We start from the raw sequence: 22,905 nt of genomic DNA, 5'->3' as shown, positions 1-22,905 counted from the left end.
TTTTTTCAATCTTTTTCGGTAAATGTTGTAAAATTTAAAAAGAAATACACCCATTATAAAAAGTGAGTTTATATGAAATTTTTAAAAAATTTATTTGATTTTAAAACAACAGAAATGAGAATTGCTGAGCAATCTTTACGTAAGATCAACCAACTTGAAGAAATAGTGACAAAATTCACTGATGAAGAGCTAAAAAGCAAGACACAATTCTTCAAAGAATTGCTTGAAAAAGGGCACACATTAGAACAAATTAGAAATGATGCCTTTGCTGTTGCTAGAGAAGCAACAAAAAGAGTTTTAGGTAAAAGACCTTATGATGTTCAAATGCTAGGTGGAATTTTACTTGATTTAGGTTCTGTTGCAGAAATGAAAACAGGAGAAGGTAAAACCATTACTTCAATTGCTCCTGTTTATTTAAACGCGCTTTTAGGTAAGGGTGCGATTGTATCAACTGTTAACGAATATTTGAGTGAACGTGATGCAAAAGAAATGGGTGAAGTATTTAACTTTTTAGGGCTTACTGTTGGGATAAACAAAGCAAGTCTTGATTCATATAACAAAAGAGCTGCTTATGCAGCTGACATTACTTACTCAGTCCACTCAGAGCTTGGGTTTGACTATTTAAGAGATAACATGGTCAAAACTGCATCAGAAAAGGTTCAAAGAGGGTTGCAGTTTTGTTTAATCGATGAAGTTGACTCAATTTTAATTGATGAGGCTAAAACACCGCTGATTATTTCAGGTGGTGAACATGAAAATGTAACTAACTACTTTAGTGCTGATATTTTTGTTAGATCTCTAGTGGAAGGTGATTATTTAATCGATGAAGAATCTAAATCAGTTACTTTATCACACTCGGGAATTGAAAAAGCCAACAAATTCTATAACACAACAAACATTTACAACATTGATCACAGTGAAGATGTCCATTTAATTCAAAACGCCCTAAGAGCACACAAAATCATGAGAATTGATGTTGAATACATTGTTAGAAATGGAAAAATTGAACTTGTTGATGCCTTTACTGGTCGTATAATGGATGGACGTTCTTATTCAGAAGGTCTGCAACAAGCTATTCAAGCAAAAGAGTCAGTTGAAATTGAACCAGAAACAAAAACACTGGCAACAATTACTTATCAAAACTTTTTCAGAATGTTCAAAAAACTTTGTGGAATGACAGGGACAGGTAAAACAGAAGAACAAGAATTTATTGATATTTACAACATGAGAGTTAATGTTGTACCTACAAACAAACCAATTGCTCGTGTTGATGAAATAGACGCTATTTTTGCCAATTCAGAAGATAAATGAAATGCAGTTGTTGACAAAATTGTAGAACTTTATGCCAAAGGGCAACCAGTTTTAGTAGGGACTGCACAAATTGAAGACTCAGAAATAGTTCATAAAAAATTATTAGCCAAAGGTATTCCACATACTGTTTTAAATGCTAAACAAAATGAATCTGAAGCTGAAATTATTTCTCGTGCTGGTCATGCTTATGCTGTAACAATTGCCACAAACATGGCAGGTCGTGGAACGGATATCAAACCTACACCTGAAGCCATTGAAAAAGGTGGTTTATATGTTTTAGGAACTGATAAAGCCGAATCAAGAAGAATTGACAATCAATTAAGAGGACGTTCAGGACGTCAGGGTGACGTTGGTACAAGTAAATTCTTTATTTCGCTTGATGATCAATTGATGCAAAGGTTTGCAAATTATGAAAGTTTTAAAGAGGCATATTCAGATTCACAAAACCAAGAAATAACCAACAAAAACTTAAGATTCGCATTCAACCATGCTCAAAAGAAAATTGAAGGTTTTAACTATGATTCGCGTAAATCAGTTCTTAATTACGATGATGTTATTAGACAACAACGTGATTTAATTTATGCGCAAAGAGACTTGATTTTATATAGCAAAGATATTATTTTTATCCTCCAAAGAATGATAGGCTCAGCAGCTAGAACAATTGTTAGAAGTGGTGAATATAAACTACACAATCATACTTATAATTACACAGCACTAGTAAGTTTCTTAAATCAAAACATCGGAAGTTTAATTAAGTTTCATTTTGATTTAGATGATATTTCAAAAGTTCATGAACAAGACTTACCAGATTATGTTGCAAATATAATTCTGACTGTTTATCAAGAATGACAAAAAAATGCATTAGAAAAAACTTCAGAAGAAGAGTTGGTTTCAACAGCTAAAAACATCATTCTAGAGACGTTGGATGAAAAATGACAACGTCACATTAACAGAATGGACAAATTACGTTCTAACGTTAATTTGGTTCAATATTCACAGAAAAATCCTTATCAGTCATATACTGAAGAAGGTTCAAAAATGTTTGATGCGATGTTAGATGATATTGCTTATGGTGTTTTATTAAGAATATTCTCTAATAGAATGGGTGTTAAATCATTGATTACAAAAGAAATGAGACATGACCCAGTATTCATGAGAATATTAGAATCAATGCCACTTGATCCACAAACATCAATTGAAGAGCAAGAACGTAGAGTGATTCAAATGTATGAATCTGTCAAAAGAAGACTTGAAGAAATTCAACAAGAACAAAAAGTTCAAGAATCACAATTTAAACAAATTGAACAAAAAGCATCATATGCAAATGGTGGAATTAATAGTTTTTCTTTCTTAGAGCAAGAGTTAAACAGCAAACAAAGTGCTTCTGTTCCTAGGTTTGAAATTCCAGAAAATACAAATCAAAAAATTAAAAATAAAGTTTATAATTATGATAAGAATGGTCACAGTCTAAAAGACAATCAACGTCTTATTTATCGTCATGAATTATTGCCAAATAGACAAAAGGCACTAAGAAGAACTAGAACTAATAAAATTAACTATATTTCTTTAAGTGACCTAAAGAAATAAGACATTGAACTATAATGAAAGAGAGAAAATATGAAAAAATGTCTAAGATGTAGAAGAAATTTCAGAAACTGTAGACACGCAAGAGAATTAGGTTTAACAGAAGTACAATTTAAAGAATTAACAGAAGTTCAATTTGAAGAAATGTATGTTGAACAAGTTGAATCTAAAAAACAAGCTCCAGTTGTTGAGACTGTGGTAGAAGAAGTGGTTGAAGAACCAATCTTTGAAGAAGTTGTAGTTGAAGAGCCTCAAGTACAAGAAGTAGTTGAAGAAGTTGTGGAAGTTATCGAAGAACCTAAACATGACTGCCAAGCAGAAACATGCTTAGGAAAAGATGAATGTATTTGTAAAAACGAAGAAGCTTGTGATGAAGCTTGCACAGGTTGTGGTGAAGTAGAAGAAGTAGTTGAAGAAACACCAAAACACGATTGTCAAGAAGAAACATGCTTAGGTAAAGAAGAGTGTGTTTGTCCTGTTGTTGAAGAAGAGTGTCAATCATGTCAAGAAGAAGTAGTTGAAGAACAAGTAGATTACTTATCAATGGAAACACGCGAAGAAAGACATTATGATCCAATTGGTGGAGCTTGCTGTGGTGGTTCATGTTTAGCAAACAGAAACACTAACATGACAACAAGACACATTGATGAAAAACTTTCAAAATCAGCACTTGTAAGAGAAGAAGTTAAAGAATGTACATCATGTAAAGCAGACTTTACATTAGTACCAGTAGCAGACGAATACCAAACATACTTCGAAGGTCTAAAATCAAGAATTTTAGCAAAACAATAATTAATAATTCACAGAAAAGCTATTGATTAGCTTTTCTTTTTTTCTGTTATAATTAACAGGAGCCGACATCGAGAGCGTAAGCTTTGATGTTAACAGCCTTCTCATTTTGATGAAGGTTTTTTATTCACATTATCATAGAAAAAAGACAAATGTTGGCTAATTTAAGGAGTAAAAATGGTTGAAGTACAAAATTTAAGCAAAGTATTTAGCGACAAAAAATTATTTGAAAATGTAAATTTAAAATTCACAGAAGGTAATACTTATGGAATTATTGGTGCTAATGGTGCTGGAAAATCTACATTTTTAAAAATTATGGCAGGTCAAATTGAATCATCAGGTGGTCAAATTTTAATTGAAAAAGGTAAAAGAATTTCTGTGTTATCTCAGGATCATAATGCTTACGATGACTTTAATGTTACTGAAGTCGTTATTATGGGTAACACTGATTTATACAAGATCAAAGAAGAAAAAGATGCTATTTATTTAAACCCTGAAGCAACTGATAAAGACTATGAAAGAGCCGCTGATTTAGAAGAAAAGTACGGAATGTTGGGTGGTTGATCTGCTGAAAATGATGCACAAGAGTTATTAAGCAACTTAGCAATTCCTAAAGAAAAATGAGATGCTCAAATGAAAGAACTTACAGCTAATCAAAAAGTTAAAGTTTTATTAGCCAAAGCTTTATTTGGTAATCCTGATATTTTAATCATGGACGAACCTACTAACCACTTAGATTTAAGAAGTATTAAATGACTTGAAAACTTTTTAATTGATTATCAAAATGTTGTTATTGTAGTTAGCCACGACAGTGACTTTTTAGACGCTATTTGTACACATATAGTTGACATTGATTATAATGAAGCCAAAATGTATACGGGTAATTACTCTTTCTGAAAACAATCATCAGAACTAGCAAGAGAAATGATGAAACAATCTAATCTTAAAAAGAAGCTCAGATTGAAAAACTTAAAGAATTTATTGCTCGTTTCAGTGCTAATGCTTCAAAATCAAGACAAGCAACAAGTAGAAAGAAAGCCTTAGATAAAATTTCGCTTGATGAAATTAAACCATCTAACAGAAAATATCCTTACGTTAAATGAGATATGAACCGTGATCACGGTAAACAAATCTTAAATGTCGAAGGTTTAACTTATATCAACGAAAAAGGTGATACATTATTTGAAAACGTATCATTTTCACTAAATCCTGGTGAAAAAATGGTTATTGTTGGAGAAGATGATATTGCCAAAACAAGGTTATTAGAATGTTTATTAGGCCTAGCCAATCCGACTTCTGGAAAAGTAGAATGAGGTCAAACAATTACTCCTTCATATTTTCCAAATGACAACTCAAAATACTTTGACACTGATGAAACAATTTTGGAATGAATTTCAAAATGACCGCTACAAAATATAGAAAAAGAAAATAAAGAAAACGACGATGCTAGAATGCGCGGATTTTTAGGTCGTATGTTATTTAGTGCTGATTCAGTATTTAAAAAAGTTAAAGTAACTTCAGGGGGAGAAAAAGCTAGATTAATGTTTTCTAGAATGATGCTTCTTGAATCTAACTTTATTGTCTTAGATCAACCACTAGACCACTTAGATGCTGAATCAATAGACTCAGTTATTGAAGGAGTTAAAGCTTTCAAAGGCGGAGCAATTTTTACAACATATAATAGAGCATTTGTTAACCAATGTGCAGACGTTATTTTAGAACTTAAATCACCAACTGACAGTTTCTTATTTAGAGGAACTTTAGAAGAATATGAAGAAATAATGGAACAAAACTAATGAACCGTTTTTTCGTATCAGAAAAACAAGGTAATTGCTTTGTTTTATCAAAAGAAACCTTAAAACACTTAAAAGTTATTAGAGCTTATGATAAACCTTTTATCTGTGTTTATCAAGAAGTTTTTTATAAATGTGTATTAGAGAATGATTTAGCTAAAATCCTTGAAAAAATAGATGAAAATCACGAGCCTCAAAATGATGTAGTTTTAGCACTAGCTGTAATTAAATTAGATCGTTTTGAATGAGCGTTGCAAAAAGCTGTTGAATTAGGAGCAACCCAAATTATTCCTCTTAGAACACAATTTACAAATCATGAACTAATTAGTTTCAATAAATTTGTTAAAAAATATGAACGTTTTCAAACCATTTTACAAAATGCTTCCGAACAATCTTTTCGTAATAAAATTCCTGAACTACAGGAATTAACAGATTTTAAAGATGCTATAAAACTACAATATACTAACAAGATTTTAGCTCATGAAAAAGTTAATCTAACTCAAAAGTTAGATCAACCAATTCAAGGAGATACAATCTTTTTTGTAGGTCCTGAAGGCGGTTTTTCAGATGATGAAATTAACTTAGCAATTAAAAATAATATCAAATTAGTTTCGCTAGGTTCAAGAATATTAAGAGCAGAAACGGCTGCAATTTTTCTATTAAGCCAAATGAAAATAGATTAAATAATGCATTTTTGTGCTTAAAAAGTGCATTAAAACGGCAACTTTTAAAAAATATCAGAATTTTAAAATACTATGATATAATTAAAAAGCAATTTATAGAACCGAATAAATTTTGAATAATATAAAACAATATTAACGTAGGAGGAAATGTGAGACAAACTACAATAGTTAACACTCAACAAGCATCTAAAAAATGATACGTTGTTGATGCTGAAGGTCAAGTTTTAGGACGTTTAGCAGCACACGTTGCTTCTGTACTAAGAGGTAAAACAAAACCTACATTTACACCACATGCAGATATGGGTGACAATGTTATCATTGTTAACGCAGACAAAATTGTATTAACAGCAAACAAAGAAGAAGATAAAATTTACTACTCACACTCAGGATACCCAGGTGGACTAAAAAGCATTAACGCTGCTAAATTAAGAATTAAAAAACCAACAGCTTTAATTCAAAAAGCAGTATTTGGAATGTTACCACACACAAAATTAGGTGATAAACAACGTCGTAACTTATTTGTTTACGCAGGACCAGAGCACAAACATGAAGCTCAAAACCCTGAGAAATTAGAGGTTAAATAATGGAACAAGTTATTTATCGTGGATTAGGTAGAAGAAAATCTTCAGTAGCTCGTGTTAGATTAACACAAGGTACAGGAAAATTTGTTATTAATGGTAAAGATGCACGTGAATATTTAACATCAGATATTTACTTAAAAGATGCAAATCAACCATTTGCTTTAACAGAAACAGTTAATACATTTGACGTAAGTGTAAGAGTTGTTGGTGGGGGTCTAAGTGGACAAGCAGGAGCTATTAGATTAGGTATTGCTCGTGCATTATTAGAAGCTAGCCAAGATTACCGTTCAGTTCTAAAAGAAGCAAAAATGCTTACAAGAGATGCTCGCGCTAAAGAACGTAAAAAACCAGGTTTACGTGCAGCACGTCGTGCAAGACAATTTTCAAAACGTTAATATTTATAATAATTTTTTGTATGATAATTATAATTTATGGTATAATTATCATACCTAAATGCGAGCGTAGCTCAGCTGGTTAGAGCACACGACTGATAATCGTGAGGTCGATGGTTCAAGTCCATTCGTTCGCACCATTTCATTTAATACAAATGGCCCTAAAAACAAGAGTTAAAAGCTCTTGTTTTTTTGTTTTTTATAAATAAAAATTAAATAAATTAATAACTAGATAAACAAATTTGCATTATATATTAAGTAATATGCTGCTGTTGTTTTGTTTAGTATTTATATTAATTAAAATTTAATAATACTAAAAAAACAATAAAAAAATGATAACTTTCGTTATCATTTGGTCAATTTCTTGAAATGGTACGTCCTAGAGGATTCGAACCTCTGACCCAATGGTTAAAAGCCATTTGCTCTACCTGCTGAGCTAAGGACGCACATCATGGTGCCCAGGACTGGACTTGAACCAGCACGGTATTGCTACCGAGGGATTTTAAGTCCCTTGTGTCTACCATTCCACCACCTGGGCTTGTTTGCGTTAATTGCTATAATATTATAACACCAAAAATTACTAAATCAAGAAAAAAATTATATTTTTTTATTTAAATAATTTTTGTTAAGTTTTTCAACAAGTCAATTATAAACTATTTTAAAAATGATAAGATTAATATTATGAAAAATGAAATTGAAGTAAAAATTGAAATTCAAAAGAATTCTAGAATTAAATATGAATACAATCGTAAGACAAATCAAATAGAAGTAGATAGAATTCTAAGAGGTGATTTTGTTTATCCATGCAACTATGGATTTATTCCAAATGCTTTAGATTGAGATGGTGACGAATTAGATGTTTTATTATATTCTCCTGAAACATTTATTCCAGGTGTATCTCTAAAAGCTCGTATTATTGGTGCTATGAAAATGATTGATGATGGTGAAACAGATACTAAATTAATTGCCGTACATGCTGATGATTATAGATTAGATTCAATTCAAAATTTAGCTGATTTACCAGCTCCATTCTTAGACACTGTAAAAACATTTTTTTCAACATATAAAAACTGAAAACATCCAGGCATTACATCAGTAGATGGATTTGAAAACGTTGAATGAGCTTTACAAGAATATGAAGAATGTGTAGAACTAATGAACAACTATGGTTCAATGGACAAAAAAGAATTTATTAAACTAATGCAACAAAAACATCCAGAAAAATACACTAATTAAATTAAAAACTGAAAATCACACTCAAAATGGGTGTGATTTTTCACTTTTACAGTTTAAATAATATATATTTAGTATAATTAAAACAGGTTGTTATAATAGTGTTCATTCAACCTTTTTATTATTAAAATTCATAAAACTAACGGAGAAATTATGAAAAAATCAAGATCAGTATTATTCTCATTACTAGGGATGGGTGCTCTTTCATTACCACTTGTAGCTGCTTCATGTGGTGGTTCAGGAGAAAGCTCAGATGTTGCTGATTACATTAACAAAGAAGAAAGAGTTGCAGTTGTTAAAGAAAAATCAGAATTAACAGCAGAAAAACTTGCAAATAAAGAAATTCCTAGCATTGTTTTAGTAACTGATGAAGGTCGCGTAACAGATAAATCATTCAACCAATCAGTATGAGAAGGTTTATTAGCTTTTCGTGATCAAGTTAAAAGTTTAAATGCTGAGGCTTCAGTAGAGGTTTCAAGTGTTGAACCAAAAGGTGGTGCATATGCAGCAACATACGATGCTTTAATTGGTCAAGGACAAAAAATTTGAATTTTATCAGGATTCAATCACAGCAATAGTATTACAAACTACATTAAAGATACTAAGAAAAGAAAATTATTAGATGATTTAGGTGTTACAATCATTTCAATCGACTTTTCATTACCAGAAGATGTAAATTACCCTCGTTTCTATGGTCTAAACTTTAAAACACAAGAATCAGCTTACATCGTTGGTCAAGCAGTTGCTGAATTCTTATCAACAAAATATGAAAGTGATACTCAAAAAAGATATGTTTCAACATTCGGTGGAGGAGATTTCCCTGGTGTTACTGACTATATGATAGGATACCTAGAAGGTGTTTACAATTACGATCAAACTGCAACAAACAAAACAAAAGTTTCTGAAGTTAAAGGTTCAGACTCATTAGTTATTGACTCAGGTTTCCAAGTTAACGATGACATGGGTAATGCTATCCGTAAAGCTTTAGCTGACGCTAACCCATTACCAATGGCTATTTTACCAGTTGCTGGACCTGGTACAGCAGAAACAATTAAACAAATTGATGCTGCTAAATTACCAACTTTAGTTATTGGTGTTGACGTTGACCAATCTAAATCATTAGCTCAATCAGCTGGAAAATTCATGACTTCAGTTACAAAAAACATGGCACAAGCTGTATATGATACTTTACTATACACAGTGTTTGGAGTAGATCCTAATAATGTTTTTGCTGGTAAAGCTGCTGATAAACCATTTAACCACCTTGGAACTAAAAAAGAAGGTTGAGTTGGTTATGCACCATCAACACTTTCAGACCAAGCAGACAGAGATAAAATGAATGCGTTATTAGATAAATATAACACTGCTTTTAATGCTTTAAGTGAACAAGAAATTGCTGAAAAAACAAAAACTTCTGAAGGTGAAACAAAAGGAATTGCATACGCAAATTCAATTTACAAAAAAATTAATGCATTATAATTTGCAGTTTAATTTTCATTAATAAAACAGCCAAAATAATGTAAAATATTATAAATAATAGTATTTAAATATACTATTATTTTTTATTTTTAAATGTAAAGGAAGAAATGGAAAGAAATAATGCTATTGAGTTCTCTAATATTTCCAAGTCTTTCGGTTCAATAAAAGCTAACAGAAATGTTAGTTTTGAAGTCCAAAAAGGGACTGTACATGCTTTAATCGGAGAAAATGGTGCCGGAAAAAGTACGTTAATGTCAATCCTTTTTGGACTTTATGAACCTGATGATGGAATTATTAGGGTAAACAACAAAGAAGTATTAATTAAAGGTCCAAATGATGCCAACCGTCTAGGTATTGGTATGGTTCACCAACATTTCAAACTTGTTGATGTCTATACTAACTTAGAAAATATAGTGCTTGGTGATGAAGATTACAATAAAACCACTCGTGTAATCGATTATAAACCTGCAATTAAGAAAATAAAGACCATTCAAGAGATGTTTGATCTTCATTTCGATCTAAATAAATTAACTGGTAAAGAAACAGTTGCCACACAACAAAAAGTGGAAATTATGAAAATGCTTTACCGTGATTCAGAAATTTTAATTTTTGACGAACCTACAGCTGTTTTAACAGACCAAGAAATTCAAGGTCTATTAAACACATTTAAGTTATTTAGAGAGCAAGGTAAAACAATCTTATTCATTTCGCATAAACTTGCTGAAATTAAGGAAGTTGCTGATAATACAACAATCTTAAGACATGGTGAAGTTAAAGGTAACTTCAAAGTTGCTGATGTTTCTATTGAAGAAATGGCTAACCGTATGGTTGGTGGTGAAGTAGAAATTGCTAGAAATGAATATTCAGACACTTCTGAAAATGAAGTTATTTTTAGTTTAAAAAATGTTTCTACAGATGGGGAAAAACCTCTTAAAAATGTTTCTCTAGATATTAGAGCTGGAGAAATTGTTGCTATTGCTGGAGTTGAAGGTAATGGGCAACGTGATTTAGAATATGTTGTTAGTGGTATGATAAAACCAACACAAGGGGAAGTATCATTCAAAAGAACTAAACTTGTAACTGACAAATATAAATCATTAAAGAGATCTGTTTTAACAAGAAACATTTCATTACTAATAGGTTCAGGTATATTATTTATTATTGGTGCTTTATTACTATGAGCCGCTCTTTCGAACACATGAGCTGACTTAAAAATTGATATTAGATATATTCTAGGTATCATAGCAGGATTTGCTATTTTATTCGGATTTATATTAGTTGGAGTTGTATTAAACTCTGTATTTGGAGCAAAACTAAAAAGTATTAAACTTAGAGCAAATTCTGCTTTAAGTAAACAATTAACAAAGAATGAAATCAAATTCTTTAAATATGCTACAACATTTAGTTTCTTACTACTGCTGATTGCATTATTCCTTTCATTAGGTGTATTTGCACTCTCAAGTTCGCTAATTGGTGTTGCAGGTGTATTTGGAATAGTCTTTTTCATTTTATTTGTAATCACTGTTATTTTTGCTACAACAAGATCAAAATTATTCCCTTCTATTGAAGGAAAAAGAGAAGACAATGCACTTAAAAACCAAAGAACTTGACAAGCTGGATTAACAACCACTTTATCATTAATCTTTGTTTTTGCTGCCTTTGTATTTTCATTATTAACTGGAGCTGATTTAACAACCATATCAGGATTCATAACAGCATTAGTTGTATTTGTATTATTAACTTTAGGATTGGTATTCTTTGTAATATCTGTGACATTATTTATCTCAGTGTCAGCTGAAAAAGAATTATTTAATCCTGAGAAAGATAAATTTATTACATTAAATGATTTATCTGTTGCTGAAATTTCTAAACTTGGATTATCATTCATTCCAAGCGATAGACATAAACATGGTCTAGTTCTTGACTATAACATTAAACAAAACACTACACTACGTAGATTATGAGACTCAAAATATAATTTCTTAGGTATTTTCAAAAATAAACCTATTATGGATGAAACTAAAGATATTATTGAGAAATATGATGTTCGTGGAGCAAGAGGTGGATATTCAACATCTAGATCATTATCTGGTGGTAACCAACAAAAATTCATCGTTGGTCGTGAAATGAATTCACCACACGATTTCATTTTAATTCTTCAACCTACACGTGGATTAGACGTTGGTGCTATTAAAAATATTCACGAAAGAATTCTAGCTGAGAAAAAAGCTGGAAAAGCTATTTTACTAATTTCATATGAACTTGATGAAGTTTTAGCACTAGCTGATAAAATTGCTGTTTTAAACACAGGTGAAATTTTAACAGTTCAACCCGCTAAAGACTTAACAAGAACAGAAATTGGTATCTATATGGCACGTAAAGACAACGAGAAAGGAGAAAACTAATGAAGAATTTACCAGTAAATACTGAATTAGGCTGAAAGAAAAAAGCTAATCCTTTTGTTAAATTTACAGAAAACACAAGAAAATTCTTTATGTTCGAAGATAAAAGAGCAGGAAGAAGAAAACTTTACTCATCTCTATGAGCCGTTGTTTTAGGTTTAGTAGTTGCATCATTGCTATATTACTTAATCAATTTACAACACGGAAAAGTGACACCATTCACTTTTGTTCAAAAAGTTATTGAATTAACACAGAAAACAGAAAAAATTGGTCAAAACTTTTCACTATTACTAATATTCTTTGGATTTGCAGGATTAGCTGTATCAGTAGGTTTTAAATCCGGTCTTTTCAATATTGGTATTGCTGGGCAAATGACCATGCCAGCTATTGTTTTATTTACAATACTAATAGTTGCAAGAATCCCATTAGATCAAGTTTCAGGAACATTCTTAGCTGGAATGTTTGTTGTCTTTATATTAATGGGTGCATTTGTTGCCGGTATTTCAGGAGCGTTAAAAGCATATTTTAATGTTCATGAAGTTATTTCAACAATTTTCTTAAACTGAATTATTACTTATTTATCAGTTTGATTATTTACAAAAACAAATAACACATTTCCAAACGCTGATGATTGATTAGGAACTGTTAAAGGAACTAATTATTTATCAATAAGCCAAGAATTACAATCTAAATTTATTTACTTTGGATTTGCATTACTAGTTGTTTTAGCTGTAGGTATTACATTTTTATATGCTAAAACGTCCCTAGGATATAAAATCAAAATGGTAGGTTTAAATAAAACTAACGCAAAATACGTCGGGGTGAATGAAAAACTAATGACAATGGGTGTTATGTCATTTTCAGGAGCTCTTGCTGGTATTGCAGGATTTTACTATATAGTTTTATATTCAAAACAAATTATAGGTAACAGTTCGCCTCTATCAATTGGTTTTGAGTCAATCGCTATTGCTTTAGTTGCTTTAAATAATCCAATCGGAGTAATTGCAACTTCAGTATTTTACTCAGCACTTTCAAACTCAGCACAAGGTTTCCCAAGTGAAAAACAAGGTATAAGAATTGCTAGCGATTTCTTCCCTATTATTACAGGTTTAATTATTTTCATGGCTGCTCTTGCTGTTATGTTCTATAAATTTAAACCATTAGAATCATTGTGAAAACAAACAGTCTTACTATTCCACAAAGAATATTGACAAAATTTTGTTATTTATCATAAGTTAAATAACAAAACTAAAAAAGCAAAAGCTTTAGACAAATTTATCAAATTATATTTTGAACAAAATGGCAAAAAACCTAATAAAGATGAAATTACCAAGTGAAATGCAGAATATAATCAAAAACATGCTGAATTTTTAAAACAATTAGAGCAAAATAAAGCCGAAAAAGATTTAGCTTTATATAACTTAAACAAACAATTTTATGCTGATGCTAAAAAAATGCCAGCAACAAGAACAACAGCACAATTTGAAGCATCTTTATTAAAAGACTTTAATGAACTGTATAAAAATGTTTCAAAAAATTCCCCTATGTATAAAAGAGCTTTAGAATTAGTTAAAACTAGAGCAAACGCATTACATAGAATGGCTAAAGTTGAAAATGCACAAAAAGTTCGTGATTTCAAACAAACATATAACAAAGATAAAAGCACAATTATTTCAACATATGTTGATAAAACACTAGATTTATTAAAATCTAAAAATGAATTAACTTATTCAAGAGAATATAGTTTATTAAGAATGAAACTTCAAAGTTCAAAAGCTGAATATAGACATTTAGAATCTGAATATGAAGCTAAGGTATTAGAATTAATGAAAGGCATGAAAGGTGCATCATTAAAAGATACAATGGCTATTTATGACGAAATTTCTAAATTAAAATTTGAACTTTTAGCTCAAAGAGAAACATTAGGACTAAATGCACTATATGACCTTAAAAATAAACGTAAAGCGGTTAAACGTTCAATAAAAACTGTTTATAAAGGTGTTAAAGATAAAATCTATAATAACTTTATGACCAAACATTTTGGCGCACCATACAGAGATATTGTTCTTAAACATGCTAATATACTAGACGAAACAGGAGGTAATATTTAATGCTTTCATCATTAGCTCCAATTATTGGTTTTGCAGCCTTTTACTTCTGTATTTTAGTTCTAGGAACAATTTCAGGTATTTTCTCAGAAAGAGCCGGAATTGTTAACATTGCTATCAATGGATTTATAGTATTTGGTGCAATTATGTACTGTTTAGCAAGTGTTATTGTGACAGATTTTGTTTTAGGGAAAAAAGGTGGAAGTGCATTATGACAAATACCTTTAGCAATATTTGCCACATTAACAACGGGTGTGTTCGCCTTGTTATTTGGTCTAGGTACAATTAAATTAAAATCTGACCAAACTATCACAGGTTTTGCCACAGGTATTTTGGCTACAGGTATTGCTTCACTATTAATTCTAATTCTATTAGGCATTCAAGGTCAAGGTACAGAAATTACATTACGTGGAAGAGCAGAGTTAGCATGAAGTGAAGATACAGCTAACTTAAAAAACATCGTTTCATTTAAAACTTTTGCAACTTTAGGTGTAGTATTCGCAGCTTGATTTGCATTAAGAAAAACTAAATGAGGATTAAGATTTAGATCTGTTGGTGAAAATCCACAAGCATCTGACGTAGCAGGAATTAATGTTAATAAGATTAAATGACAAGCAGTAGTTCTTGCTGGTATGGTAGCAGGATTAGCAGGTTCATTCTTTGCTCAAAGCCGTGTAGCAGAATTCTCTATTAATAAAGATGTTGCAGGGTTAGGTTTCCTTGCTCTTGCTATTATGATTACATCTAGATGAAAAGTATCTAATGCTATCATAATGTCTGCTATCTTTGCATTCATGTTATCATTCTCATTCTATGGTGGTGGATTTATTCCAATTAAATACAAACACTTACTACAAGCAGTTCCATATGCAGCTACTTTAGTGGTTATGGTATTTACATCTAGAAACACAGCTGGACCAGCGGCCGCTGGTGTGGCTTATGATAAAACCAAAAGATAGAACTTTTTATCATAATAATAAAAATCACCTTTCTGGTGATTTTTTTACGTTAAAAAACCACAGTGTCTACTGTGGTTTAATTTGTATTATTCTAATGTTGGTTGTTGTTCTGTTGGTCCTGTTTGATATCTAGGATCATTTACAATTTCTTTAATTGCTTTATAGAATTCACCAATTTGACCATATTTATATGGTTCATTTCATCCACCATATTCAGCGTTTCCTGGCACCATAACATATGCTTGTTTATAACCGAGTTTAACTAGTTTTTTAGTATTTTCATCATATTTTAGACCATCACCACCATTTACTGTAAATAAATCAGCAAATTTCTCTGTATTTCTATATAAAGCAACTCTTTCAGCATTTGATTTACTTTTTGAAGCTCTATCGAAGAAATCATTGAAGTTATCACCAATTCTCATCATTGTTTTCAATACAACTGCATTTCCTGATGCGTTATTATCCGCTTGTCCTAAGTTTCATCCAGAAGTGTTAGCATCTAATCCGTTCATTCTGTCAGTTTTATAAACTTTGCTTCCTAAACGATATGCAGCTTTTGAATTTGTTCATGTAATTCAAGGTGTTTGTCTAAAGTTTTGTGTAAAGCTTAATGATGATGCTAGAGTTTTTAATTCTGCATCAGGTTTATTTTTTGTAGCTTCATCAGAAATAGCAGCTTCATCAGTTGCTAGGTAAGGCATAGCACCTCTCATTCAGAATTGGAAGTCAGCTACATATTTAATACCTAATTTTTTTAGATTAGATTTAACAGCATTTCTAACAGCTGTTGATTGGTTCATATCTGAGTTGTAAAATACTAATCCACCATTAGCCTGAACGTGATTAATGAATTCAACAGCTCCAGGAACTGCAAATCTTCTACCTTTTAAATCTTCTTCTTCTTTTTTATCTCCAGTATATCCACCCTCAAGCATTGCTTTAGATTCTGTTAGATCATTTTGTAATACTGTTTCATCAATATCCATGAAAATTGCTGGAATTGATTTTCCTGAAGCAACATTGTCAACTTTTTGTGCATCATTAAAGTTTTGTGAAAAATCAAATGTTTCTTTGTTGCTTTCTTTTAATTTATCAAAAGCAACAATAGCATTTTTGTAAGCAGCTTCTTTAGCAATTAATGCTTCTACTGATTTAACATATCACACTATTGATCCAAATGTCCCAGCATCTTTGTTAAAATCATTAATTAATTCATGAATTTGATCTTGAGTTAAAACAGTGTTTAATTTTAATTCTTTTAGTACTTGTACTTTTTGAGTATCATTTAATTTACCAAAAGCTTCTTTTGTTAATTCAGCATCTGTTTTAACAGTTGTTCCTGTTGTAGATGCTTTTTGAGTTGTTCCACAAGAAGCAGCAATTGCTGTAATTGGTAAAACAGCAGCTGAAATACCACCTAAAGTTAGTAATCATTTATTTTTTCTCATTAAATTCTCCGTTTAAAAAATAATAAACCTTACTAGCAGGTTCATATTCTTATTGTATAACTATTTAAATTTATTTATCTTTTAAATTTGAAAATTTTAATTTGTTTCATGACTTTTTGATGTTTTTAAGTAGTTTATAAAGTGAAAATAGTAAAATAATAAAGTATGACTAAAAACGTTAAAAAATTTAAATATAGGTGATTTTTATCTCTATCACCATTAGTTGGTTTAACTTTATCAAGCACCATTTCTTGTTCATTGTCTGCATCAGGGCAATATCAAAATGCTTTAAAAAGATTTGAAGATTATACAACTGAAATTAAAAACCAAATACATGATAAACCATATTATGAATATTTATATTTAGCATTAGAACACAGAGTTGCTAATTTTAGAATTCCAAGTAATTTAAAAGGTGAATCTGAAAATTTAGGTTGAAATAATTATTTATCCTTAGCAGGTTTATTAGACGGTAATTTAGTAGCTGCTAAGAATTTTCAGGTATTTTTAGATAATAACCCAAGTTTGTATAATTCAGAGACTTGAGATGTTATTCAGATTTATTTTTCATTATATAACACTGATGATAGATTATATGGCAATCTAAATGCAGTGCTGAATACTATTAATGATTTAACTTATAAAAAAGAAAGTGGTAGATTTACATTCTTAGATTATTTTAATAATGTAATTATTAAAACTATTGATGTTTATAACTCTTATTTAAGTTCTTTAAACAATAGTAATGTAACTGAATTGCATAATCAATTAAATAGTATTAAAACAAATTATCAAAGTAAAGAATCTGCTCCTGTAGTTGTTTTAAATACTTTAAAACAACTCAAAGAGTTATTTGATACAAAGATTCAAGAATATTCTTCAAATAATGCATCAGAATTTCAAAATACTTTTAATTATAGTCAATTAGTAAACTTGTCTATTAAAATGGCTTTAGGAATTCAAGATAGTCAAAACAAGATCGCCAAAATGTTAGGATTATTTTACAAATTTAAAACCTTTGATAACATGGGTGTAGAGTTATTTAAAAGTTCATGAATGAATTTATTTAGAAAAATATTAAACAACAATTACAACTTCTATCAAGAAATATACAATCAAGTTACATCAAATTCACTAATAGATCAAAGTAAACAAGAATTAAACCATTTTGAATTTTTTAATGTCAATAAGTCAGAACAGATTTCAAATAATGAATTAGATCCATTAATTAATCAATTAATTACTGAATATAGCACATATATTACAGAAAAACAAAATTCAACGGAGGAATAATATGATTATAGGAAACTCAAAAGTTGCAATAGATGCAATTGAAAAATACGATAACATTGTTATTTTTCACCACATTCGTCCTGATGGAGACTGTTTAGGTTCACAAGCAGGATTAGCAGAATTAATTAGAACAAACTATCCAAACAAAAAAGTTTTTACAGTAGGTAATAACTTACATTTATTTGATTTTATGGAATATCACTTCGATAAAATTGAAGATGTTGACTTTAACAACTCATTAGGTATTGTGGTTGATGCTTCAAGTGGTGATAGAATTGAATGTTCAGAATTATTATATGAAAACAAAACAACAGCTAAATTAAGAATTGACCACCATCCAAATGGTGCTGATATTGATTATGACTACAACTGAATCGATGAGCACTTTGTAGCAGCCGCTGAAATGATTGCTCAACTTGCATATGATGCTAAATGAGAAGTAACACAAAAAGCTTCAGGACATATTTATTTAGGAATTAACACAGACTCTGGAAGATTTTTATTCCCAGACACATCAGCTAGAACATATAAGTTAGTGGCATTTTTAATGGAAAACGGTTTCCACCCTTCATCAATTTTAAGAGAACTATCTAAAAGAAGTTCACAATCTTTAAAATTCATTGGACGTATTTTAAATGGATTTAAAAAAGAGGGAAGAACTTTATACTATGAAATTGATGCTGAAACATTAAAGGAATGTAACATGGACTCTTTTGAAGCGGCACAATATGTTAATGAACTAGCTAACATTGATGATAACTCATGTTGAGCATTATTTATTCAATTAGAAGATGGAACAGTAAGAGGAAGACTACGTTCAAATGGACCATTAGTTAATAAAGTTGCTAACCAATTTGGTGGTGGAGGTCATGACAATGCTGCCGGAATTACTCTACAATCATGAGACCAAGTTCCAACAGTATTAGAAGCTCTAAATAAAGCTATCGAGGAGTTTGAAAAATAATGGTTATTGGAAATTTACAATTAGTAACAGAACAACTGTTAAAACATGACAGTATCGTTATTTTTCACCACATTCGTCCTGATGGAGACTGTTTAGGTTCTCAATTCGGACTTAAAGAATTGTTAGAAAAAAACTTTCCAAATAAAAAAGTTTATGCAATCGGAGATGCAAAGGGTTCATTTAAATTCTTAGATTTAGTTATGGATCAAGTTCCATCTGATGAAGTTTTAAAAGAATCTTTAGCTGTTGTTGTGGATGCCAACTTTAAAGAGAGAATAGAACTAAGAGAGGTTCTAGACAAAGATTTATTTAAGCAAGTTATTAGAATTGATCACCACCCTAATGATGATGATTTAGGTGAAAATGCTGTTAGATGAGTTGATTCATCATATGCAGCTGCTGATGAAATGATTACAGAAATAGCAGTTGCAAATAATTGAAAAATAACAAAAAGAGCAGCTAATTTATTATATTTAGGAATTAACACAGACTCAGGAAGATTCTTATTCAATAATACAACAAGCAGAACTTTAAACTTAGCTGCTAAATTATTTGATGCAGGTTTAGATTTAGACTTTATGCATACAAATTTAGCTAAAACATCACTAGAAGATTTAAAATACAATTCATTTTTACTTTCAACTTTAAAAACACGTGATGGTGTTGCATATATTCAAAATTCAGTAGCAGATTCAGCAAAATACGGCAAAACTCCACAACAATCAGTAAGAGTTAATTCAATTGCTAATATTGAAGGATATCCATTCTGAGTTCAATTCACAGAAGAAGAAAACGGAAAAATCAGAGTAGAGTTCAGATCTAATGGACCAATTGTTAGAAACGTTGCTATCAAATGAGGTGGAGGAGGACATGAAAGAGCCTCTGGAGCTATTATTGATTCATTTAACTTAGTTGAGGCAGTTATTGATGACTGTGTAGCAGAAGTTAAACGTTACAAAGCTGAAGCGAAATAATGATTTTATACAACCTTAACTCAGGTTGTATTTTTTTGCAAAGAAAAAACCACAATTGACTACATTGTGGCTTTATGTTACAAAATTTTATTATTTAATGAATGTTTAGATGTATATATAATGTTGAGATATGGGAGAATTAAGCTATTTATAATTAGGGTGACAAATCCTAATTTGGTTATAAATAACTTAGACGAAAGTAAACATCATTAAATTGGTAGCGACGTTTTTATTGCGAATCAAACGTCAAATACTTGAATTTTGGATAAACTACTGTTTATCTGTTTATATTATAAAATATTTTATCTAATTGCTAATTAAATAGTTCAGTTTTTCAGAAAAATGTCTGGCACTACAGTGTAATGCTTTTAGTAAATTTAGTTGAAAAAAGTTATATAAAATAAATAAAAAAAGCAACCTAAGTTGCTTTATATTATTACTTGCTTTCTTTAACAATTGCAACTAATTGTGCAAATGTTTTAGCATCGTTGATTGCTAATTCTGAAAGCATTTTACGGTTAATTGTTACGTTAGCTCTTTTTAGTCCGTTAATGAATTTTGAATAACTTAAACCTTCAGCTCTTGTAGCTGCATTAATACGAGCGATTCATAATTTACGGAAGTTTCTTTTAACTTGTTTACGGTCTCTAAAAGCGTATGTTCATGATTTAACAACTGCTTGTTTAGCAACTTTGTAACCGATTGATTTGTGCCCGAAATATCCCTTAGCTAATTTTAGTCATTTTTTACGTCTTGCTCTTGTAACTGTTCCACCTTTAACTCTTGCCATAGTGAAATCCTTTCTTTAAATTTGATTAATATGTGATTTGTTTTTAAAAACGTTTAATTAAAACATATGTTTAAATCTTTTTAGATCAGATTTTGACATTTGTACAGATTTACGAGATTGACGTTTTTGTTTAGTTGTTTTGTTTTGCGCTAAGTGTGAACGGTAAGCTTGTTCTCTAAGAACTTTACCTGTTCCAGTAACTTTTACACGTTTTTTTAACGCGCTTTTACTTTTCATTTTTGGCATTTAATTCTCCTTCTTTAGCTTCTTGATTTTGTTCAAGATTCTTTTCTTTTAAGTACTTTTGAATTTTGTTTTTATTTGGTTGGAGATTCATGTCAAGGAAACGTTCGTTAACTAATTTAGGTTCAGTAGTTTTATCAGCAATGTCAGCTAATGTAGCATAGAATTTTTCTAAAGTTCCTAATCCTAAATCTTTTCTACCTATTTCACGTCCTCTTAGCTTTAATGAAACCTTAATTCTATCACCCTTAAGAATGAATTCTCTAGCCTTACGGCTTTTTGTCATCAAGTCATTTTCACCAATCATTGGTGTCAATCTAACTTCACGATTTTGAATGATAGTTTGCTTTTCTTTGTTTTCTTTATTTTTCTTTTTACGGTCATATTTAAACTTACCGTAATCTAAAATACGACAAACAGGTTTAGGGTCTACCCCGATTAAAACTAAGTCCATTTTTTGGTTTTTTGCCTGTTCAATAGCGTCTCTTGTAGGCATTACTCCGATTTTTTCTCCATCAGCACCGATTACAAAGACTTGTCTGTATGGAATATCTGAATTAACGTAATGCTCAGAAACTGGCTTTTTTCCTCTTGGTTGAATAATTGCTCCTTAAATAAATTTGATAAATAAAAAGTGGTTTACCCACTTCTCTACTAAAAAAGGTATCTGAATTGTGATACGTTTAATTGTAGCTAAACCCAAGGCTATGACCATCAGGTGAGAAGTGTATTCTACTTTCTGCAATTTAAACATTATATTGCTTATTTATTTTATCAAATTCCTTAAATTAATTAACTATAACATTTCAACACAAACCTTGTGTTTTTTAGATTGATTAAACTTTTATGCCTATATCTTGGGAATAAAAGAAAATATAAAAAAAGTTTAATTTTTTATGTGAAAAAAATTATTTTTTGCTTGAAATAAATTTTAAAAATAAACAAGAAAATTAGGCTAATTAAAACTGCTTTTCTTTTATAATTTTACAAATGAAAAACATGCCTAAAAACTCATTTTCATGAGAGATCAAAAAAGAAATAATTAATAATATTTCAAAAAAACAAGAAATACTAACCTTTGTTAAAGGTTTTCTTTTTTGTGCCCCTCTTGATCCTGAAAGTGCTTATTTTTATGTTCAAATTAAAAACCCTTATATCTATGAAAAGTTTGTTAGAAAACTTGAATTAGCAGGTATTAATTACAAAATTAAACCAAAAGCAAAAACTATTTTATTTGTTGATTCAGCTCAAATAGATTTTGATTGAAATTTAAATTACAACGATTATTTAACTTACTTTTTTGCGGGGCTGTTTTGTGCGCGTGGAAGCATTTCAGCTAAAGAGTCTACTTCATATCATTTAGAACTTAAAACTAATTATTTACCTCATTCTGAAGCGGTTTTAAATAAGTTAAATAATTATGATTTTAACTTTAGTCTTAGTCAACGAAATGATAGTTATTTGATTTATATAAAAAATAAGGATAAAATTATTGAGTTTTTATCAGCAATAGGAGCTAAAGAGTCATGATATAAATTTCAAAATATTATTATTCAAAGAGATTTTGAAAACATGACTAATCGAATTAATAATATTGATATTGGAAATATTGAAAAAATAGCAATCAGTACCATGAAATACATTGAAAACATTCAGTATGTTTTTGATAATGATTTAGCTGATAAATTTAGTGATCAACAAATGTTGCTGTTTGAAATCAAAGACAGAAATAGGTGAATGTCTTTTCCAGAATTGTGTGAAGAATTAGCTAAGCATGATGTAGTGATTACTAAAAGTGGTTTAAATCATTGATTTAGAAAGCTTAATAAAGTAGTTTTAGATCATCAAAATAAAAAACAAATTTAATAACAAAAGG

The 22,905-nt window shown here is 30.2% G+C and carries 20 protein-coding genes and 3 tRNA genes; 17 read left to right on the top strand and 6 right to left on the bottom strand.

Annotated elements, in window-relative coordinates; translation table 4 throughout:
- The first annotated feature begins 72 nt into the window (after positions 1–72).
- The 8 genes from secA to FG904_RS02130 all read left to right on the top strand — a co-directional run bounded on the left by secA (position 73) and on the right by FG904_RS02130 (position 7,273).
- The gene (gene secA / locus FG904_RS02160) at positions 73–2,898 is read left to right on the top strand and encodes a preprotein translocase subunit SecA (RefSeq protein WP_139592282.1); all 2,826 of its coding nucleotides are present in this window, start codon (positions 73–75) and stop codon (positions 2,896–2,898) included.
- 30 nt (positions 2,899–2,928) lie between these two features.
- Positions 2,929–3,687, top strand: a complete 759-nt coding sequence (locus FG904_RS02155) for a hypothetical protein (RefSeq protein WP_139592281.1) — start codon at positions 2,929–2,931, stop codon at positions 3,685–3,687.
- Between the two features lie 174 nt (positions 3,688–3,861).
- Entirely contained in the window at positions 3,862–4,728 is an 867-nt protein-coding gene (locus FG904_RS03460) for an ABC-F family ATP-binding cassette domain-containing protein (RefSeq protein WP_338044325.1), read from the top strand.
- Entirely contained in the window at positions 4,644–5,480 is an 837-nt protein-coding gene (locus FG904_RS03455; protein WP_338044348.1) for an ATP-binding cassette domain-containing protein, read from the top strand. Before FG904_RS03460 ends, FG904_RS03455 begins: the two co-directional genes overlap by 85 nt.
- A complete protein-coding gene (locus FG904_RS02145) occupies positions 5,480–6,160 on the top strand; it encodes a 16S rRNA (uracil(1498)-N(3))-methyltransferase (protein ID WP_139592280.1) in 681 nt (226 codons plus the stop codon). Before FG904_RS03455 ends, FG904_RS02145 begins: the two co-directional genes overlap by 1 nt.
- Before the next feature lie 149 nt (positions 6,161–6,309).
- Positions 6,310–6,744: a 50S ribosomal protein L13 gene (rplM, locus tag FG904_RS02140; RefSeq protein WP_139592279.1), complete on the top strand. Its 435-nt coding sequence runs from the start codon at positions 6,310–6,312 to the stop codon at positions 6,742–6,744.
- A complete protein-coding gene (gene rpsI / locus FG904_RS02135; RefSeq protein ID WP_179950146.1) occupies positions 6,744–7,136 on the top strand; it encodes a 30S ribosomal protein S9 in 393 nt (130 codons plus the stop codon). The genes rplM and rpsI overlap by 1 nt, the downstream gene beginning before the upstream one ends.
- 60 nt (positions 7,137–7,196) lie before the next feature.
- A tRNA-Ile gene (locus tag FG904_RS02130) sits at positions 7,197–7,273 on the top strand.
- A 230-nt stretch (positions 7,274–7,503) separates the two neighbouring features.
- On the opposite strand, the gene FG904_RS02125 is transcribed toward FG904_RS02130, so the two are convergent.
- Together FG904_RS02125 and FG904_RS02120 are read right to left on the bottom strand one after the other, a co-directional pair.
- A tRNA-Lys gene (locus FG904_RS02125) sits at positions 7,504–7,579 on the bottom strand.
- 6 nt (positions 7,580–7,585) lie between these two features.
- Positions 7,586–7,671 (bottom strand) — tRNA-Leu (locus tag FG904_RS02120).
- Between the two features lie 143 nt (positions 7,672–7,814).
- On the opposite strand from FG904_RS02120, the gene FG904_RS02115 reads away from it, so the two are divergent.
- The 5 genes from FG904_RS02115 (at position 7,815) to FG904_RS02095 (ending at position 15,314) form a co-directional block, all read left to right on the top strand.
- Positions 7,815–8,369, top strand: coding sequence for an inorganic diphosphatase (locus FG904_RS02115; RefSeq protein ID WP_139592277.1), 555 nt, complete (start codon positions 7,815–7,817; stop codon positions 8,367–8,369).
- A gap of 150 nt (positions 8,370–8,519) precedes the next feature.
- Positions 8,520–9,845 (top strand): BMP family ABC transporter substrate-binding protein, encoded by a 1,326-nt coding sequence (locus FG904_RS02110; RefSeq protein WP_139592276.1) that lies wholly within the window; start codon positions 8,520–8,522, stop codon positions 9,843–9,845.
- A gap of 107 nt (positions 9,846–9,952) precedes the next feature.
- A complete protein-coding gene (locus FG904_RS02105; protein WP_139592275.1) occupies positions 9,953–12,250 on the top strand; it encodes an ATP-binding cassette domain-containing protein in 2,298 nt (765 codons plus the stop codon).
- Entirely contained in the window at positions 12,250–14,358 is a 2,109-nt protein-coding gene (locus tag FG904_RS02100; protein ID WP_139592274.1) for an ABC transporter permease, read from the top strand. The genes FG904_RS02105 and FG904_RS02100 overlap by 1 nt, the downstream gene beginning before the upstream one ends.
- Entirely contained in the window at positions 14,358–15,314 is a 957-nt protein-coding gene (locus FG904_RS02095) for an ABC transporter permease (protein ID WP_246051794.1), read from the top strand. The genes FG904_RS02100 and FG904_RS02095 overlap by 1 nt, the downstream gene beginning before the upstream one ends.
- 86 nt (positions 15,315–15,400) lie before the next feature.
- On the opposite strand, the gene FG904_RS02090 is transcribed toward FG904_RS02095, so the two are convergent.
- Entirely contained in the window at positions 15,401–16,765 is a 1,365-nt protein-coding gene (locus tag FG904_RS02090) for an HAD family acid phosphatase (RefSeq protein WP_139592273.1), read from the bottom strand.
- A 165-nt stretch (positions 16,766–16,930) separates the two neighbouring features.
- On the opposite strand from FG904_RS02090, the gene FG904_RS02085 reads away from it, so the two are divergent.
- From FG904_RS02085 to nrnA (FG904_RS02075), 3 genes are read left to right on the top strand one after another with little or no spacing between them, the layout of a single operon-like run.
- On the top strand, positions 16,931–18,058 hold the full coding sequence (locus tag FG904_RS02085; RefSeq protein WP_139592272.1) for a hypothetical protein: 1,128 nt from the start codon (positions 16,931–16,933) through the stop codon (positions 18,056–18,058).
- A gap of 1 nt (position 18,059) precedes the next feature.
- A complete protein-coding gene (nrnA, locus tag FG904_RS02080; protein WP_139592271.1) occupies positions 18,060–19,022 on the top strand; it encodes a bifunctional oligoribonuclease/PAP phosphatase NrnA in 963 nt (320 codons plus the stop codon).
- Positions 19,022–19,996, top strand: coding sequence for a bifunctional oligoribonuclease/PAP phosphatase NrnA (gene nrnA, locus FG904_RS02075; RefSeq protein ID WP_139592270.1), 975 nt, complete (start codon positions 19,022–19,024; stop codon positions 19,994–19,996). Before nrnA (FG904_RS02080) ends, nrnA (FG904_RS02075) begins: the two co-directional genes overlap by 1 nt.
- 436 nt (positions 19,997–20,432) lie before the next feature.
- Here nrnA (FG904_RS02075) and rplT read toward each other — a convergent pair whose 3' ends face one another.
- The 3 genes from rplT to infC are packed head-to-tail and all read right to left on the bottom strand — an operon-like array spanning position 20,433 to position 21,630.
- Positions 20,433–20,786, bottom strand: a complete 354-nt coding sequence (gene rplT / locus FG904_RS02070; RefSeq protein WP_139592269.1) for a 50S ribosomal protein L20 — start codon at positions 20,784–20,786, stop codon at positions 20,433–20,435.
- 57 nt (positions 20,787–20,843) lie between these two features.
- Entirely contained in the window at positions 20,844–21,032 is a 189-nt protein-coding gene (gene rpmI / locus FG904_RS02065) for a 50S ribosomal protein L35 (protein WP_139592268.1), read from the bottom strand.
- Positions 21,013–21,630: a translation initiation factor IF-3 gene (infC, locus tag FG904_RS02060; protein ID WP_139592267.1), complete on the bottom strand. Its 618-nt coding sequence runs from the start codon at positions 21,628–21,630 to the stop codon at positions 21,013–21,015. Before infC ends, rpmI begins: the two co-directional genes overlap by 20 nt.
- A 389-nt stretch (positions 21,631–22,019) precedes the next feature.
- Here infC and whiA point away from each other — a divergent pair, with 389 nt between their 5' ends.
- A complete protein-coding gene (gene whiA / locus FG904_RS02055; RefSeq protein WP_139592266.1) occupies positions 22,020–22,895 on the top strand; it encodes a DNA-binding protein WhiA in 876 nt (291 codons plus the stop codon).
- Positions 22,896–22,905: the final 10 nt, after the last annotated feature.

The organism is Mycoplasma nasistruthionis, from assembly GCF_006228185.1.
In the GTDB taxonomy this organism is placed as follows: domain Bacteria; phylum Bacillota_I; class Bacilli_A; order Mycoplasmatales; family Metamycoplasmataceae; genus Mycoplasmopsis; species Mycoplasmopsis nasistruthionis.
Note: the sequence above shows the minus strand (reverse complement) of the source record. Positions and strands in the feature narration are given on the sequence as shown.